Here is a 15,743-nt window from a genome sequence, read left to right on the forward strand (position 1 = left end):
AGAAAAAGCCCTGGTGGGTTATCCACCGGGGCTTTTTCGCATTTCCGGGACCACCCTCCCCGCGGGCCGGTCGCGCCGAAGGGTAAGGTCGGGGGGTATCGTTCGCATATTTCCCACAGGAGGCCCCCGGGTGGAGGTCCAGGAGACGCGAGTCCAGACCGACCGCGTCCTCACCATCCCGAACATCCTCAGCATGGCGCGTCTGGTCGGCGTCCCTCTCTTCCTGTGGCTGATTCTTCAGAAGCACGACGGGTGGGCGCTGCTCGTCCTGGCCCTCAGCGGCGTCAGCGACTACCTCGACGGAAAGCTCGCCCGGCGCTGGAACCAGATCAGCAGCCTCGGCCGGCTGCTCGACCCCGCGGCCGACCGGCTCTACATCCTTTCCACGCTCTTCGGTCTGACGTGGCGTGAGATCCTTCCGCTCTGGATGACCGCCGCCCTGATCGCCCGTGAGGCGATGCTGCTGGTCATGGTGTGGATTCTGAGGCGCCACGGCTATCCGCCGCCGCAGGTGAACTTCCTCGGCAAGGCCGCGACCTTCAACCTGATGTACGCCTTCCCGTTGCTGCTTCTCAGTGACGGTGAGGGCTGGTTGCCGTCACTTGCCGCGATTTTCGGATGGGCGTTCGCCGGATGGGGTACAACCCTCTATTGGTGGGCAGGGATCCTCTATGTGGTCCAGGTCCGCCGCCTGGTCAAGGCGGACGCCACGGCCGACTGATCTCGCCGCAGACTCCGGCCCTACTCCGGCCATCCCCGGCGTGAAGTCGGCATGACCGTCGTCTCCCAAGGAGGACGCTTCCGACATGAAGGCCGTCGTGATGGCCGGCGGCGAAGGCACACGCCTTCGCCCCATGACCTCGAGCATGCCCAAGCCGCTCCTGCCGGTCGCCAACCGGCCGATCATGGAGCATGTGCTGCGACTGCTCAAACGGCACGGGCTCACCGAGACCGTGGTGACGGTGCAGTTCCTCGCCTCCCTCGTCAGGAACTACTTCGGGGACGGCGAGGAGCTCGGCATGGAGCTCACCTACGCCAACGAGGAAAAGCCACTCGGCACGGCGGGCAGCGTCAAGAACGCCGAGGAGGCGCTCAAGGACGATGCCTTCCTGGTGATCTCCGGAGACGCCCTCACCGATTTCGACCTGACCGACCTGATCCGTTTCCACAAGGAAAAGGGCGCACTGGTCACCGTCTGCCTCACCCGTGTTCCCAATCCCCTCGAATTCGGGATCACCATCGTCGATGAGAACGGCAAGGTGGACCGCTTCCTGGAGAAGCCCACCTGGGGCCAGGTCTTCTCCGACACGGTGAACACGGGCATCTACGTCATGGAGCCCGAGGTCTTCGACTACGTCGAGGCCGACGTCCCCGTGGACTGGTCGGGCGATGTCTTCCCGCAGCTGATGAAGGAGGGCAAGCCGGTCTACGGCTATATCGCCGAGGGCTACTGGGAGGACGTCGGCACGCACGAGAGCTACGTCAAGGCCCAGGCCGACGTGCTCGAGAGCAGAGTCGACGTCGACATAGACGGTTTCGAGATCTCCCCGGGCGTCTGGGTCGCCGAAGGCGCCGAGGTCCACCCCGACGCCACCCTCCGCGGCCCGCTCTACATCGGCGACTACGCCAAGGTCGAAGCCGGCGCCGAGATCCGCGAGCACACCGTCGTCGGCTCCAACGTCGTCGTCAAGAGCGGAGCCTTTCTGCACAAGGCCGTCGTCCACGACAACGTCTACATCGGCCAGCAGAGCAACCTGCGCGGCTGCGTCATCGGCAAGAACACCGACATCATGCGCGCCGCCAGGATCGAGGACGGCGCGGTCATCGGCGACGAGTGCCTCGTCGGTGAGGAATCGATTATTCAGGGCAACGTCCGGGTCTATCCCTTCAAGACCATCGAGGCGGGCGCGTTCGTCAACACCTCGGTGATCTGGGAGTCCCGGGGTCAGGCGCATCTCTTCGGCGCGCGCGGGGTGTCCGGGGTCCTCAACGTGGAGATCACGCCCGAGCTCGCGGTACGGCTCGCCGGCGCGTACGCCACGACGCTCAAGAAGGGCTCGACCGTCACCACGGCCCGCGATCATTCCCGCGGTGCGCGAGCGCTCAAGCGCGCCGTGATCTCCGCCCTGCAGGCCAGTGCCATAGACGTCCGCGACCTGGAGAACGTCCCGCTGCCGGTGGCCCGCCAGCAGACGGCGCGCGGCAGCGCGGGCGGCATCATGATCCGGACGACGCCGGGCGTGCCCGACTCCGTGGACATCATGTTCTTCGACGAGCGCGGCGCCGACCTCTCCCAGGCCGGACAGCGCAAGCTCGACCGCGTCTACGCCCGCCAGGAGTACCGGAGGGCCTTCCCCGGGGAGATCGGTGACCTCTCCTTCCCCTCCAGCGTCTACGACTCCTACGCGGGCTCGCTGCTGCGGTCCGTGGACACCAGCGGGGTCGCCGAGGCGGGGCTGAAGGTCGTGGTGGACGCGGCGCACGGCAGCGCCGGCCTCGTCCTGCCCAGCCTGCTCGGCCGGCTCGGCGTGGAGGCGTTCACCATCAATCCCGGGCTCGACGAGTCCCGTCCCACCGAGACCGCGGACGACCGCCGCTCCGGCCTCGTCCGGCTCGGGGAGATCGTGGCCTCGGCCCGTGCGGCGTTCGGCGTGCGGTTCGACCCTGTGGGCGAGCGGCTCTCCCTCGTCGACGAGCGCGGCCGGATCGTCGAGGACGACCGGGCCCTGCTCGTCCTGCTCGACCTGGTGGCCGCCGAGCGGCGCAGCGGCAAAGTGGCGCTGCCGGTGACCACCACCCGTATCGCTGAGCAGGTGGCGGCGTACCACGGCACCCAGGTCGAGTGGACGACGACGTCTCCCGACGACCTGACCAGGGTCGGCCGTGCGGACACCACGATCTTCGGCGGGGACGGGCGCGGCGGCTTCATCGTGCCGGAGTCCACCAGCGTTTTCGACGGGACTGCCGCATTCGTCCGCCTCATCGGCCTGGTGGCACGCACTCAGCTCACGCTCAGCCAGATAGACGCACGCATCCCGCGCGCCCACGTGCTCCGCCGCGACCTCGCGACGCCGTGGGCGGTCAAGGGGCTCGTGATGCGGTCCGTGGTCGAGGCGGCCGGGGACCGGCACGTGGACACCACGGACGGGGTACGGGTGGTCGAGGCCGACGGGCGCTGGGTCATGGTGCTGCCCGACCCGGCCGAGGCCGTGACCCACCTGTGGGCCGAGGGGCCGGACGACTCCTCGGCGCAGGCCCTGCTCGACGAGTGGTCGGCGGTCGTGGACGGCGCCGGGCGCTGATCGCGGACGCCGGGTCAGGACGCGGCGGGCGTCGTCTCCTTGGAGCCGGACCGGTGCCGGAGTGATCCCGCTTCCGGCGCGCCGGTGGGGCCATTGGGAGACGGCGCCCCCGACGTGCGACGATGTGCGGCATGTCGCAGCAGCCCCCCGTTCGGAGCACGGTCCCGCCTGCTTCGCGCCCCGATGCCTCCATGTCGCTGCTGACCAACGTGATGGACCACAGCCTCGACGACGGATACGCGGAGGCGGCGGCCAGGCGCAAGGAGGAGGGCGGCAGCAAGCTGCCGAGCCCGTTGCGTGCGAAGCTGGGCCTTGCCGCGGCCCTGCTGCTCGCCGCGGTGGTGGTGACGCTGGGGGCGGCGCAGGCGCAGATATCGGCACCGACGCTGGCCAAGGAGCGCCAGCAGCTCATCGACCGCATCGGGCGGGAGACCGAGGCGGCCGACGCGCTGCAGAAGAACGTCGACACCCTGCGGAACGCCGTCGGCAGCAAGCAGCGTGACGTACTGGAGGAGCACGGCGGCGACAAGGCCGACGTCGTGTCGCTGCTCGCGGGCGCGACCGCGGTGCAGGGCCCGGGGGTCAAGCTCGTCGTGGACGACGCCAAGCAGACGAAGCAGAGCGGTGGCGGCGGTCCGCGCGAGAGCACCGGCTTCGCCGACACGGGCCGGGTGCGCGACCGTGACATGCAGCGCATCGTCAACGGCCTGTGGCAGTCCGGTGCGGAGGCCGTCTCGGTCAACGGGCAGCGGCTGACGGCGCTGTCGGCGATCAGGGCCGCGGGTGACGCCATACTGGTGGACAACAAACCGCTGGTGCCGCCGTACACGGTGCTGGCGGTCGGTGACGGACAGCAGCTGGCGAACGCCTTCCAGCGCAGCGTCGACGGGCAGTATCTGCGTGTTCTGCAGCAGAACTACGGGATCCGCTACAGCATTTCCGCTCAGGGGGACGTCCGGCTGCCCGCCGCACCGAGCCTGATCGTACGTAACGCACAGCCGCAGGGGGGTGGCGCGGCCGGCCGCGCCACCGACACAGGGAAGGGCACATCGTGATCGCCGTATTGGGCCTCGTCGTGGGAGTCGTGGTCGGACTGGTCGTCCGTCCTGTGGTGCCGACGGCGGTCGAGCCCTACCTTCCCATCGCCGTCGTGGCGGCGCTCGACGCGGTGTTCGGCGGCCTCCGGGCGATGCTGGACGGGATCTTCGACGACAAGGTGTTCGTCGTGTCGTTCCTGTCGAACGTGGTCGTGGCGGCGCTGATCGTCTTCCTGGGCGACAAGCTCGGCGTGGGGGCCCAGCTGTCCACCGGTGTCGTGGTCGTCCTGGGCATCCGCATCTTCTCCAACGCGGCCGCGATCCGCCGGCACGTCTTCCGGGCGTGAGGCCGATGAGCACCGACGACAACATGCCCGACGAGCCGGGGTCCGCTTCCGCGGAGGAGCCGAAGAAGAAGGCCGTTCCGGCCGGGGAGCCGGCGAAGCCGGGTACGGACGGCAAGCCCGGCAAGGCCGATGAGCCTGGTAAAGCCGATAAGCCCGGTAAAGCCGATAAGGCCGAAAAGGGCGGAGAGTCGGGCAAGCCCGAGAAGTTTGCCGAGTCCGCCGAGTCCGCCGAGTCCGCCAAGTCCGGGCCGGAGTCCGCTCCGGAAGGCGAGCCGGCTCCCGGTCCGGGAGCCGTGCCGGGGCCAGAAGCCCGGTCCGAAACCGGGTCCGGAGCCGAGGAGGGGCCGGCGCCCGAGCCGGAGCCGCGGAGCGAGCCGGGGCCCGACGCGGCCGCCGAGCCCGAGCCGGGGCCCGAGGGGGCCGCTGCGGCCTCCGCCGCCGCGCCCGGGGCCGGCGCCGCCGCCGAGCCCGTGACGGGCCGTCAGCGCCTGGCCAAGGCCTTCTGGCCGCCGCGGCTGACGCGGGCGCAGCTCACCGTCGCCGTGCTGCTGTGCGTCCTCGGCCTGGGCCTGGCCATCCAGGTCCGGTCGACCAGCGACAACAGCGCGCTGCGCGGTGCCCGGCAGGAGGACCTCGTGCGGATCCTGGACGAGCTGGACAACCGCACGAAGCGGCTGGAGGACGAGAAGCGGCGGCTGGAGAACCAGCGCACCGAGCTCGAAAGCAGCTCCAACCAGGCCGCGGAGGCCCGTAAGCAGACCGCGCAGAAGGAGCAGCAGCTGGCGATCCTCGCGGGCACGGTGGGGGCGCAGGGGCCGGGCATCGAGCTCACGGTGAGCGACCCCAAGAACGCCGTCGAGTCCGACAAGCTGCTGGACACCCTCCAGGAGCTGCGGGCCGCCGGCGCGGAGGCCATCCAGATCAATGACGTACGGATCGCGGCCGACACCTATTTTTCGGGCGCGGCGGGGAAGGTGGAGATCGACGGCAAGAAGGTCTCGCAGCCTTACCGGTTCAAGGTGATCGGGAAGCCGCAGGATCTGGAGCCCGCGCTCAACATCCCCGGCGGTGTCGTGCAGACGCTGGAGAAGGAGCAGGCGGGCGTGACGGTCCGGCGGTCTGAGAAGATCATTGTGGACGCCTTGCGCCCGGTGAAGCGGCCTGACTACGCTCGGTCGTCATCGCAGTGAGGCGGGCGGTCATGCGGGCTTCAGAGGGAGGCCATGAGGTTGCGGGGGGTCGGCGCACCAAGTCGAGGGTGCGTGGTGGAAACTGTCTGTTGACCACGGACGTTGTATGGATGTCCAGGTCGGACGGTGTGTGCATCGAGGTTTTGTCCTGCCCCACGGGCGGGTCTGTTTCGGTCAAGGGGAATCGCCCGTGAAGTTGTTTGCGAAGTTGTTCGGCAAGAGCGCACGCCAGGACGGTGGCAGCGCCCGCCACCGCGCGTCGCGTCCGGTGGAGGGCGGCGAGGGCCGGGAGGGCGCCCAGGAGGGGCGTCCGCTGTTCCGGGATCAGGTCGGAGCTCCGGGAGGAGACATTCCGGGCGGGTCGGCTGTTGACCCTGCCGCCACCGGGCGCATAGGTTTCGGGGCACCAGCGACCTCGAGCGCGCACGGAGGGTCTGCCTTGCCGGTATGTACGAGGTGCGGCCACCGGAACGCCGAGGCGAGCCGGTTCTGCTCCAACTGCGGTGCCCCGCTGAGGCCCGGTGCCGTGGCCGAGCGCGCCTCGGAGACCACGTCGACCATCTCGATCTCCGGTCTCGAGGCGTACGACTCCGAGGCCACGGGCCAGACGCCGATCCCGTCGCTCTCTCCGGAGGCGCAGGCGGCCGTCGACGCCCTGCCGCTCGGTTCGGCGCTGCTGGTGGTCCGGCGCGGTCCGAACTCCGGCAGCCGCTTCCTGCTGGACGGCGAGCTGACCACGGCGGGCCGGCACCCGCAGAGTGACATCTTCCTGGACGACGTGACGGTCTCGCGCCGGCACGTGGAGTTCCGCAGAGCCCAGGACGGCAGCTTCACCGTTTCCGACGTCGGCAGCCTCAACGGCACGTACGTCAACCGCGAGCGGATCGACTCGGTGCCGCTGAACAGTGGCGACGAGGTCCAGATCGGCAAGTACCGGCTGGTCTTCTACGGCAGCCAGCGGGGCATCTGACCTTCCCCCCGGGCTCCGTCCCGGGGGGACGCTAGGAAGGGCCATGCTTCGAACACCGTCAGGCGGCACCGGGTCACCCGGTGCCGCCGGCGCGGAGGGACGGCTGGTGAGCATCGGTACGGTGCTCAACCTGCTGCGTGAGGAGTTCCCCGAGGTCACCATCTCCAAGATTCGCTTCTTGGAGGCGGAGGGCTTGGTGGAGCCGCAGCGCACACCGTCCGGATACCGCAAGTTCAGTACGGAGGACGTGGAGCGGCTCGGCTGCGTGCTGCGCATGCAGCGCGATCACTACCTTCCGCTGCGGGTCATCAAGGAGCACCTGGAGGCGCGGGCCCGGGGGGAAGCGCCGCAGCTGCCCGCCCCCGCGAAGCCCCGTGACGCCGCGCTCCTGGCCGATCACGGCCAGGAGGCCGGTCCGGACGCCGTGATCGACGAGGCCGCCGTGCTCGCGGGCGCCGGGCTCGGCGCGCCGGTGCCCTCTCCGGCCGTACGGATCGGCCGCGAGGAGATGCTGAGTGCCACCGGTGTCACGGAGAGTGAGCTGGTGGAGTGGGAGTCGTACGGGCTGGTCACCGCGCACCCGGACGGCGGATTCGACGCCGATGCGGTGGCCGTGGCGCGCCTCGTCGCCGACCTGGGCCGTTTCGGTCTGGAGCCGCGGCACCTTCGCGCCATGAAAGCCGCGGCCGACCGCCAGGCCGGCCTGGTCGAACAAGTGGTCGCACCGCTGCGGCGGCACCGTAATCCGCAGACCAGGGCCCATGCCGAGGCCACTACGCGCGAGCTCGCCACGCTCTCCGTGCGCCTGCACGCGGCGCTCGTGCAGGCCGCGCTGCACGCGGGCTCGCACTGACCGGCGAGTGCCCGACTACCCAAACCTGCCGGGCACGTCCTAGGGTTGCTGTGTGAACGAGCTCGATGTCGTGGGTGTCCGGGTGGAAATGCCCTCCAACCAGCCGATCGTGCTCCTGCGTGAAGTGGGAGGCGACCGCTACCTCCCGATCTGGATCGGACCGGGAGAGGCGACGGCCATCGCCTTCGCCCAGCAGGGCATGGCCCCGGCCCGTCCGCTGACCCACGACCTTTTCAAGGACGTGCTGGAAGCGGTCGGCCAGCAGCTCACGGAGGTCCGCATCACGGACCTGCGCGAGGGTGTCTTCTATGCGGAGCTCGTCTTCGCCAGCGGCGTGGAGGTCAGTGCCCGGCCGTCCGACGCCATAGCGCTCGCCCTGCGCACCGGCACGCCGATCTACGGCAGCGACGGGGTGCTGGACGACGCCGGGATCGCCATCCCGGACGAGCAGGAGGACGAGGTCGAGAAGTTCCGCGAGTTCCTCGACCAGATCTCGCCGGAGGACTTCGGCACCAGCAGTCAGTGAGCCGGCCGGGGCGCTGTGCGACGGCTTGCCGCAGCGCATCCGATTACCCCTTCCCGGCACAGAGGCACGCAAAACCACTCTCTGGGTGATTATCACTCGGCGTGCCGAGTGTGGCGATCGTTGACGCACCCCGGGTGACTGCCTACCGTCGGGAGGGCAGGTCAAGGACGGAGGTCGGCGTGAGAAGCATGGGCGACGGGACGGCGGTCGGCAGTCCGTATCCGCTGTTCGGGGGAGCGGTCGAACCGGCACCCCGTCATGCCACTCCGGTGGAGGTCGGCGCACCGCGGGGCCCGGAGGCCGATCTCATCGGCTACCGCGGACCGACGGCGTGCGCGGCGGCGGGCATCACCTACCGCCAGCTCGACTACTGGGCGCGTACGGGCCTGGTGGAGCCGAGCGTGCGCCCCGCGCACAGCTCCGGCACCCAGCGGCTCTACAGCTTCCGGGACGTGGTGGTCCTCAAGATCGTGAAGCGGCTGCTGGACACCGGGGTGTCCCTGCAGAACATCCGCACGGCGGTCCAGCACCTGCGCTCGCGCGGCATGGCCGATCTGCCCCGGATGACGCTGATGAGCGACGGCGCCACGGTGTACGAGTGCACCTCGCCCGACGAGGTCGTCGATCTCCTCCAGGGCGGGCAGGGCGTCTTCGGGATCGCCGTGGGGGTCGTGTGGCGCGATGTCGAGAGCGCGCTGTCCCAGCTGCACGGCGAGCGGGTGGACACGGGCGAGACGCTGATCCGCCCCAACCCCTCCGACGAGCTGGCCCGCCGCCGCAACCGCGTCGGCTGACCGTCGCCGCAGGCCCTGCGGCCCGCTGTGCTGGGTCGCCTCGGCCGGACGTGAACATCCAGCCGGTCGTACGTGAGTGCGATTGTCAGTGGCATGCGGCAGCATCGGTGTCGTGAGAGGCGCGCCGACCATCCTGCATCTCGACATGGATGCTTTCTACGCTTCGGCCGAGCAGGCGGCCAAGCCCAGTCTGCGCGGGAAGCCCGTCGTGGTGGGCGGGATCGGCCCGCGCGGCGTGGTGGCCACCGCTTCCTACGAGGCCAGAGTCTTCGGCGTCCGCTCCGCGATGGCCACGGCCCAGGCCCGCAGGCTGTGCCCCAACGCCGCCTACCTCACCCCGCGGTTCTCGCTCTACCGCGAGATCAGCGAAGTGGTCATGGCCCTGCTCGGCGAGCTGTCGCCGCTGGTGGAGCCGCTGAGCCTCGACGAGGCGTTCGTGGATCTGGAGGCCGGGGGCGTCGAGCCCACGTCGGCGGCCGTGCGGGCCGTGGGGGAGCGTCTGCGGCGGGACATCCGCGCGGCCACGGGCCTCAGCGGCTCGGTGGGGCTCGCCGGCTCCAAGATGCTCGCGAAGATCGCCTCCGAGGAGGCCAAGCCCGACGGCCTGGTGCTCATCGAGCCGGGCACAGAGCTGGAGCTGCTGGGGCCCATGTCCGTGCGCGTCATTCCGGGCGTCGGCCCGGCCACCGCCGAGACGCTGCGCCGGGCCGGCATCGCGACCGTCGCCGAGACGGGCGAGGCGGGGGAGGCGGAGCTCGTGCGGCTCCTGGGCAAGGCCCACGGCGGGGGGCTGTACGCCCTGGCCACCGGGCACGACGACCGTCCCGTCGTCGCCGACAGGGACGCCAAGTCCGTCTCCGTGGAGGACACCTTCGAGGAGGACCTGACCGACCGGTCGCGGGTGCAGACGGAGATCTCCCGGCTCGCCGAGCGGTGCGTGCAGCGGCTGCGGGCGGCGGGCCGGTCCGGCCGGACGGTGGTCATCAAGGTGCGCAGCTACGACTTCTCGACGCTGACCCGCTCGGAGACGCTGCGCGGCCCGACGGACGACCCCGCCGTGGTCAAGGAGGCGGCGGCCCGGCTGATCGACGGCGTGGACACCACGGCGGGGGTCCGGCTGCTGGGCGTCGGGGTCAGCGGGCTCGCCGACTACACGCAGGAGGACCTCTTCGCGCAGGCCGCGAGCGAGGCGGCGGCGGTGGCGGCCGTGGCGGCCGCCACGGGCGCGGCGGAGGCCCCGCAGAGGCCGGGAGAGGCGCAGGGGGAGGCGGTGGGCGCGGAGGTGAAGCCGCGGCGCTGGCTGCCGGGGCTGGACGTGCGGCACGCCGAGTACGGGGCGGGGTGGGTGCAGGGGAGCGGTGTCGGCCGGGTCACCGTCCGTTTCGAACAGCCCTGGTCGGAGCCGGGCCGGGTACGGACCTTCGCGGTCGACGACCCCGCGCTGGAGCCGGCGGATCCGCTGCCGCTCGTACGTCAGGAGCCGGGGGCGGATCAGCTCGCCGATCCGCCGGAGGACGGGTCGGCGCCGCGGGGGGCGGCGGATCCCGGCCCCGGCCCGGATTCCCCGCCCCGTTCCGGCGGGGACGCCGTTCCCCGGACCGTTCCCGGTCCCGGGTCCGATCCCGCCACCCGCCCCGAGCCCGGGATGCCCAGCCGGTAGTGGTGGTAGAGCTGCAGTTCCTGTTCGGGGGAGAGGTGGCGGCCGACGCCGAAGTCGGGGGCTTCCTTGATCAGTGCCCGGTCGTACGCCGTGCGCAGGTTGTCTCCGGAGACCTCGCTGGTCGCCAGGGGGATGAAGGCGTCCCGCCGGAAGAAGCCGGTGCGTACGGCCGCCCACAGCGGCTCCCCCGTGGCGTCGTCGAGATAGACCTCGTCCACCGTGCCGATCTTCGCCCCGTCGCGGTCGAAGACCTTCCGTCCGATCAGGCTCCGGGGATCGATGTCGCTCTGCACGGTTCCTCCCTGTATCGGCACCTCCCCCCACGTAAAAACACAAAGCGAGAAGCGGCCACTCGGGAGATCCGGCGGGAAAGCCTCGCTGGTAGGCTGGCGAATGGCCGCAGAATCCGTGCGGGAGAGTCCTCCGGAAGCCCACCCCAGTGGGGCCGACGGAGGCGCCGAAGGAGCAAATCCTCCCCGGAATCTCTCAGGCACCCGTACCGCATGGACGAGGTCACTCTGGAAAGCAGGGCGGGCCCGGTCAGTCAAGCGCCGAAGCCCTTCCTCACCGACGGTGAAAGCCGGGCCGTGCGTTGCGGTCCGGTGAAGCTCTCAGGTTGAGATGACAGAGGGGGAGGCCGTCCGGGTACCCGCGCCGTGGTACCCCTCGCAGGTCGCAACGACCAGGAGGCCTCCGCAGATGACTGCCCACCGCATCGCCCTTTCCGACCTGGAGCGGGACACCCCGTTCGAGCGCCGCCACATAGGTCCCGACGGCGAGGCCCAGGCCAAGATGCTCGCCCAGGTCGGCTTCGGATCGCTGGACGAGCTCACTGCCGCCGCCGTGCCGGAAGTGATCAAGAGCGTGGGCGCCCTGGCCCTGCCGGAGGCCCGCAGCGAGGCCGAGGTCCTCGCCGAACTGCGGACGCTCGCCGACCGCAACCAGGTCCTCGCCCCGATGATCGGCCTCGGCTACCACGGCACGTTCACCCCGCCGGTGATCCTGCGCAACGTCATGGAGAACCCCGCCTGGTACACGGCCTACACGCCCTACCAGCCGGAGATCTCCCAGGGCCGCCTGGAGGCCCTGCTCAACTTCCAGACCGTCGTCGCCGACCTCACCGGGCTGCCCACCTCCGGCGCCTCCCTCCTGGACGAGGGCACCGCGGCCGCCGAGGCCATGGCCCTGTCCCGGCGCGTCGGCAAGGTCAAGAAGGGCGTCTTCCTCATCGACGCCGACACCCTGCCGCAGACGATCGCCGTGATCGAGACGCGCGCCGAGCCGACGGGCGTCGAGGTCGTCGTCGCCGACCTGAGCGCGGGCATCCCGGACGAGATCGCCGAGCGCGGTGTCTTCGGCGTCCTCCTGCAGTACCCCGGCGCCTCCGGCGCCGTGCGCGACCTGCGCCCGGCCATCGAGCGCGCCCACGAGCTCGGCGCGATCGTCACCGTCGCGGCCGACCTGCTCGCCCTGACCCTGCTGACCTCGCCCGGCGAGCTCGGCGCGGACATCGCCGTCGGCACCACCCAGCGCTTCGGCGTCCCGATGGGCTTCGGCGGCCCGCACGCCGGGTTCATGGCCGTGCGCGAGCAGTTCGCCCGCAGCCTCCCCGGCCGCCTCGTCGGCGTCTCCGTGGACGCCGACGGCAACAAGGCCTACCGCCTGGCCCTGCAGACCCGCGAGCAGCACATCCGCCGCGAGAAGGCCACCAGCAACATCTGCACCGCCCAGGTGCTCCTCGCCGTCATGGCCGGCATGTACGCCGTCTACCACGGCCCCGAGGGCCTGGCCGCCATCGGCCGCCGCACCCACCGCTACGCCGCGATCCTCGCCGAGGGCCTGCGCGCCGGGGGCGTCGAGCTCGTGCACGGCTCCTACTTCGACACCCTGACCGCGCGCGTCCCGGGCCGGGCCGCCGAGGTCGTCGAGGCCGCCCGCGAGCGCGGCGTCAACCTGCGCCTGACCGACGCCGACCACGTCGGCATCGCCTGCGACGAGACCACCACCCGTGCCCACCTGGACTCCGTCTGGGCCGCCTTCGGGGTGACCGGCGACGTCGAGGCGCTCGACGCGGTGGCCGCCGAGGCCCTCCCCGAGGCCCTCCTGCGCACCGGTGACTACCTCACGCACCCGGTCTTCCACGAGCACCGCTCCGAGACCGCCATGCTGCGCTACCTGCGCCGCCTCGCCGACCGGGACTACGCCCTGGACCGCGGCATGATCCCGCTCGGCTCGTGCACCATGAAGCTCAACGCCACGACCGAGATGGAGCCGGTCACCTGGCCCGAGTTCGGCGCGCTGCACCCCTTCGCTCCGATCGAGCAGGCCGAGGGCTACGTCACGCTCATCACGGAGCTGGAGGAGCGGCTCGCCGCGGTCACCGGCTACGACAAGGTCTCCATCCAGCCGAACGCCGGCTCCCAGGGCGAGCTCGCCGGCCTGCTGGCCGTCCGCGCCTACCACCGCGCCAACGGCGACGAGCAGCGCACCGTCTGCCTGATCCCGTCCTCCGCGCACGGCACCAACGCCGCCAGCGCCGTGATGGCCGGCATGAAGGTCGTCGTGGTCAAGACGGCCGACGACGGCGAGGTCGACGCCCAGGACCTGCACGCCAAGATCGAGCAGTACCGCGACGAGCTGGCCGTCCTGATGATCACCTACCCGTCGACGCACGGCGTCTTCGAGGAGCACGTCGCCGACATCTGCGCGGCCGTGCACGAGGCGGGCGGCCAGGTCTACGTGGACGGCGCCAACCTCAACGCCCTGGTGGGCCTGGCGGAGCCGGGCAAGTTCGGCGGCGACGTCTCGCACCTGAACCTGCACAAGACCTTCTGCATCCCGCACGGCGGCGGCGGTCCCGGCGTCGGCCCGGTCGCCGTCCGCGCGCACCTCGCGCCGTACCTCCCCAACCACCCGCTGCAGCCCACCGCCGGCCCGGCGACGGGCGTCGGCCCGATCTCCGCGGCGCCGTGGGGTTCCGCCGGCATCCTGCCGATCTCCTGGGCGTACGTTCGGCTGATGGGCGGCGAGGGCCTCAAGCGCGCCACGCAGGTGGCGGTGCTCGGCGCCAACTACATCGCCAAGCGCCTGGAGCCGCACTACCCCGTGCTCTACACCGGCCCGAACGGCCTGGTGGCCCACGAGTGCATCGTCGACCTGCGGCCGCTGACCAAGGCGACCGGCGTGAGCGTCGACGACGTCGCCAAGCGGCTCATCGACTACGGCTTCCACGCGCCGACGATGTCCTTCCCGGTGGCCGGCACCCTGATGATCGAGCCCACGGAGAGCGAGGACATCACCGAGCTGGACCGCTTCTGCGAGGCGATGATCGCGATTCGCGCCGAGATCGAGAAGGTCGGCTCGGGGGAGTGGAGCAAGGACGACAACCCGCTGCGGAACGCCCCGCACACCGCCGCGTCCGTGGCGGGAGCGTGGGAGCACCCCTACAGCCGTGAGGAGGCCGTCTTCCCCGCCGGGGTCTCGGCCGCCGACAAGTACTGGCCGCCGGTGCGCCGCGTCGACGGTGCGTACGGCGACCGCAACCTCGTGTGCTCCTGCCCGCCGCTGGAGGAGTACGACGGCTGACGGAGCCGTGGGCCCCGGCCGGGGCCCGGCACGAGTCGGGGCCGGTTCGGCGATTTCGCCGGGCCGGCCCCTTTGCGTGCGAGTGGTGCGGTGTTCCCTGTGGTGCAGTGTTCCTGTGGTGCGGTGTGTGAGCGCCGTAGCGCTCCGGTGCTGAGTGCGGTGGTGCGTGAGCTCAGGCAGCGGTCACCACGTTTCCCGTGTCCAGCGGCCGGTGCGGCGCGATGATCTGGCCGTCCGGCAGCAGCTCACCGGTGTCCTCGAAGTGCAGGACTCCGTTGCACAGCAGACTCCAGCCCTGCTCGGGGTGGTGCGCCACGAGGTGCGCGGCTTCCCGGTCGGCGGAGTCGGCTGAGGGGCACGTGGGCTGGTGCTGGCACATGGGAGGGTTCTTTCGCTGTGATGTGGTGGCTGTCCTGCGGCTCGATTCGGTGTTCATGCCGCCCCCCGTTGGCGAATCGGTTGGTCGATACCAGTGTTGCCCCACGGGCGTGATTCCGCAGGGATTTCCCGGCAGCGCTCCTCACTCGTTGGAGACGCATCACCCATGCGGGCGGTTGCTTCCAACATGACTGTCCGGCCGGGTGGTTACCGGTGGTCGGAGTGGGCTAGTCCGGGAGGGTGAGTACACGTGTGCGCCCCGCGGCGGAAGGCCGCGGGGCGCCGGGGAAGGGAGGGGGTGTCAGACCGCCGGACAGGTTCCTCAAGCGGGGGTCTTCAGCAGCGGGGCGGGGGTCAGGCGGAGCGTCAGGACCGGCATCAACTCGGCGAAGCGGTGCGGGCGGTGCGCGGCGATCCCCGGTGGCGCCGGTGCGAGCGGCACGAGCAGGTCGCCCGGGCCGGGCAGGCCCGAGGCGGGGTCGGCGGCGATGTCCCCGTGCAGCCAGAGCGTGAGCATGTAGAGCCCGGGCACGGACAGCAGCCGGGGCTGGTAGGGCGTCGGAAGCGTCTCCGCCTGCCGCAGTGCCCGCTCCGTGGAGACGAGGTAGGGGCCCTCGCAGAAGTGCGAGAACGCCCAGCCGTCCGCGGTCCGCACCGCCTCGCCCGCGGCCACCACGCGCTCGGAGCCGCGGATCGGGAACCGCCAGCCGGTGAGCTTGCTGCGCGGTGCGCCGCCGCGGCCCGCCGTCTGCTCCAGGACGTGGACGGGCAGCGGGAGTTCGGGGGTCAGCGGTCCTTGCGCGGCCTTCAGCGACGGAGTGCGGGCCTCGCGGACGGCGGAGGGGGAACCGAGGGCGCTCAGGACACTGCGCAGGGCAGGCGCAGGGGCAGGGGGGACATGCAGCGGCATGGTGGGTCGCCTCTCACTTCTGAGACACGTGGTGCTTGGGCAGGGTGCGGACGACGCTGTCGGCGTGCGGGGTCAGAGGGGGGCCGGGACCTTACCGGCTGCCGGGGCCGTGGCGCCTACTCTCCGCCTCGTCCCCGAAGTTTATACGACACGTGTTCACATGGTGTTTCGGCTAGCTGTCGCCGGTATTT

The 15,743-nt window shown here is 71.0% G+C and carries 13 protein-coding genes, 1 pseudogene and 1 riboswitch; of the genes and pseudogenes, 11 read left to right on the top strand and 3 right to left on the bottom strand.

All coding sequences use genetic code 11. From position 1 onward, the window contains the following. Positions 1–130: 130 nt before the first annotated feature. The 10 genes from clsA to NQU55_RS19765 all read left to right on the top strand — a co-directional run bounded on the left by clsA (position 131) and on the right by NQU55_RS19765 (position 10,679). On the top strand, positions 131–721 hold the full coding sequence (gene clsA / locus NQU55_RS19720) for a cardiolipin synthase ClsA (protein ID WP_058041334.1): 591 nt from the start codon (positions 131–133) through the stop codon (positions 719–721). A gap of 85 nt (positions 722–806) precedes the next feature. Next, entirely contained in the window at positions 807–3,302 is a 2,496-nt protein-coding gene (locus tag NQU55_RS19725; protein ID WP_168095224.1) for a mannose-1-phosphate guanyltransferase, read from the top strand. 131 nt (positions 3,303–3,433) lie between these two features. Continuing rightward, entirely contained in the window at positions 3,434–4,357 is a 924-nt protein-coding gene (locus NQU55_RS19730; protein ID WP_168095223.1) for a DUF881 domain-containing protein, read from the top strand. After that, positions 4,354–4,686 (top strand): small basic family protein, encoded by a 333-nt coding sequence (locus tag NQU55_RS19735; RefSeq protein WP_049715989.1) that lies wholly within the window; start codon positions 4,354–4,356, stop codon positions 4,684–4,686. Before NQU55_RS19730 ends, NQU55_RS19735 begins: the two co-directional genes overlap by 4 nt. Before the next feature lie 5 nt (positions 4,687–4,691). Next, positions 4,692–5,876 carry a DUF881 domain-containing protein gene (locus tag NQU55_RS19740; RefSeq protein ID WP_240976808.1) on the top strand — a complete coding sequence of 395 codons (1,185 nt, stop codon included), beginning with the start codon at positions 4,692–4,694 and terminating at the stop codon, positions 5,874–5,876. 106 nt (positions 5,877–5,982) lie between these two features. Next, positions 5,983–6,846: an FHA domain-containing protein gene (locus tag NQU55_RS19745; RefSeq protein WP_079109993.1), complete on the top strand. Its 864-nt coding sequence runs from the start codon at positions 5,983–5,985 to the stop codon at positions 6,844–6,846. A 43-nt stretch (positions 6,847–6,889) separates the two neighbouring features. Continuing rightward, a complete protein-coding gene (gene ftsR / locus NQU55_RS19750) occupies positions 6,890–7,699 on the top strand; it encodes a transcriptional regulator FtsR (protein WP_168097031.1) in 810 nt (269 codons plus the stop codon). A 52-nt stretch (positions 7,700–7,751) separates the two neighbouring features. Beyond that, the gene (locus NQU55_RS19755) at positions 7,752–8,225 is read left to right on the top strand and encodes a bifunctional nuclease family protein (protein ID WP_014058684.1); all 474 of its coding nucleotides are present in this window, start codon (positions 7,752–7,754) and stop codon (positions 8,223–8,225) included. Between the two features lie 188 nt (positions 8,226–8,413). Then, positions 8,414–9,019, top strand: coding sequence for a MerR family transcriptional regulator (locus NQU55_RS19760; RefSeq protein WP_206329148.1), 606 nt, complete (start codon positions 8,414–8,416; stop codon positions 9,017–9,019). Between the two features lie 112 nt (positions 9,020–9,131). Next, positions 9,132–10,679 carry a DNA polymerase IV gene (locus NQU55_RS19765; protein ID WP_168092093.1) on the top strand — a complete coding sequence of 516 codons (1,548 nt, stop codon included), beginning with the start codon at positions 9,132–9,134 and terminating at the stop codon, positions 10,677–10,679. A gap of 116 nt (positions 10,680–10,795) precedes the next feature. Here NQU55_RS19765 and NQU55_RS37135 read toward each other — a convergent pair. Next, positions 10,796–10,993: pseudogene (locus NQU55_RS37135) on the bottom strand (PRC-barrel domain-containing protein); the annotation flags it as partial. Positions 10,994–11,080: 87 nt separating this feature from the next. After that, a riboswitch (glycine riboswitch) is annotated at positions 11,081–11,191 on the top strand. Between the two features lie 187 nt (positions 11,192–11,378). Here NQU55_RS37135 and gcvP point away from each other — a divergent pair. Next, positions 11,379–14,264, top strand: a complete 2,886-nt coding sequence (gene gcvP / locus NQU55_RS19775; RefSeq protein ID WP_168092094.1) for an aminomethyl-transferring glycine dehydrogenase — start codon at positions 11,379–11,381, stop codon at positions 14,262–14,264. A gap of 172 nt (positions 14,265–14,436) precedes the next feature. On the opposite strand, the gene NQU55_RS19780 is transcribed toward gcvP, so the two are convergent. Continuing rightward, positions 14,437–14,643, bottom strand: coding sequence for a DUF5999 family protein (locus NQU55_RS19780; RefSeq protein ID WP_058041342.1), 207 nt, complete (start codon positions 14,641–14,643; stop codon positions 14,437–14,439). 321 nt (positions 14,644–14,964) lie between these two features. Next, entirely contained in the window at positions 14,965–15,552 is a 588-nt protein-coding gene (locus tag NQU55_RS19785) for a hypothetical protein (RefSeq protein WP_168092095.1), read from the bottom strand. Positions 15,553–15,743: the final 191 nt, after the last annotated feature.

The sequence above is a fragment of the Streptomyces telluris genome, from assembly GCF_024519335.1.
Taxonomy (GTDB): Bacteria; Actinomycetota; Actinomycetes; order Streptomycetales; family Streptomycetaceae; genus Streptomyces; species Streptomyces telluris.

What these genes read in the sequence shown, in the direction of transcription:
- NQU55_RS19725 (WP_168095224.1), top strand. Translation starts at nt 807, where the DNA reads ATGAAGGCCGTCGTGATGGCCGGCGGCGAAGGCACACGCCTTCGCCCC.
- NQU55_RS19730 (WP_168095223.1), top strand. Translation starts at nt 3,434, where the DNA reads ATGTCGCAGCAGCCCCCCGTTCGGAGCACGGTCCCGCCTGCTTCGCGC.
- NQU55_RS19740 (WP_240976808.1), top strand. Translation starts at nt 4,692, where the DNA reads ATGAGCACCGACGACAACATGCCCGACGAGCCGGGGTCCGCTTCCGCG.
- NQU55_RS19745 (WP_079109993.1), top strand. Translation starts at nt 5,983, where the DNA reads ATGGATGTCCAGGTCGGACGGTGTGTGCATCGAGGTTTTGTCCTGCCC.
- ftsR (WP_168097031.1), top strand. Translation starts at nt 6,890, where the DNA reads ATGCTTCGAACACCGTCAGGCGGCACCGGGTCACCCGGTGCCGCCGGC.
- NQU55_RS19760 (WP_206329148.1), top strand. Translation starts at nt 8,414, where the DNA reads ATGGGCGACGGGACGGCGGTCGGCAGTCCGTATCCGCTGTTCGGGGGA.
- gcvP (WP_168092094.1), top strand. Translation starts at nt 11,379, where the DNA reads ATGACTGCCCACCGCATCGCCCTTTCCGACCTGGAGCGGGACACCCCG.
- NQU55_RS19780 (WP_058041342.1), bottom strand. Translation starts at nt 14,643, where the DNA reads ATGTGCCAGCACCAGCCCACGTGCCCCTCAGCCGACTCCGCCGACCGG.
- NQU55_RS19785 (WP_168092095.1), bottom strand. Translation starts at nt 15,552, where the DNA reads ATGCCGCTGCATGTCCCCCCTGCCCCTGCGCCTGCCCTGCGCAGTGTC.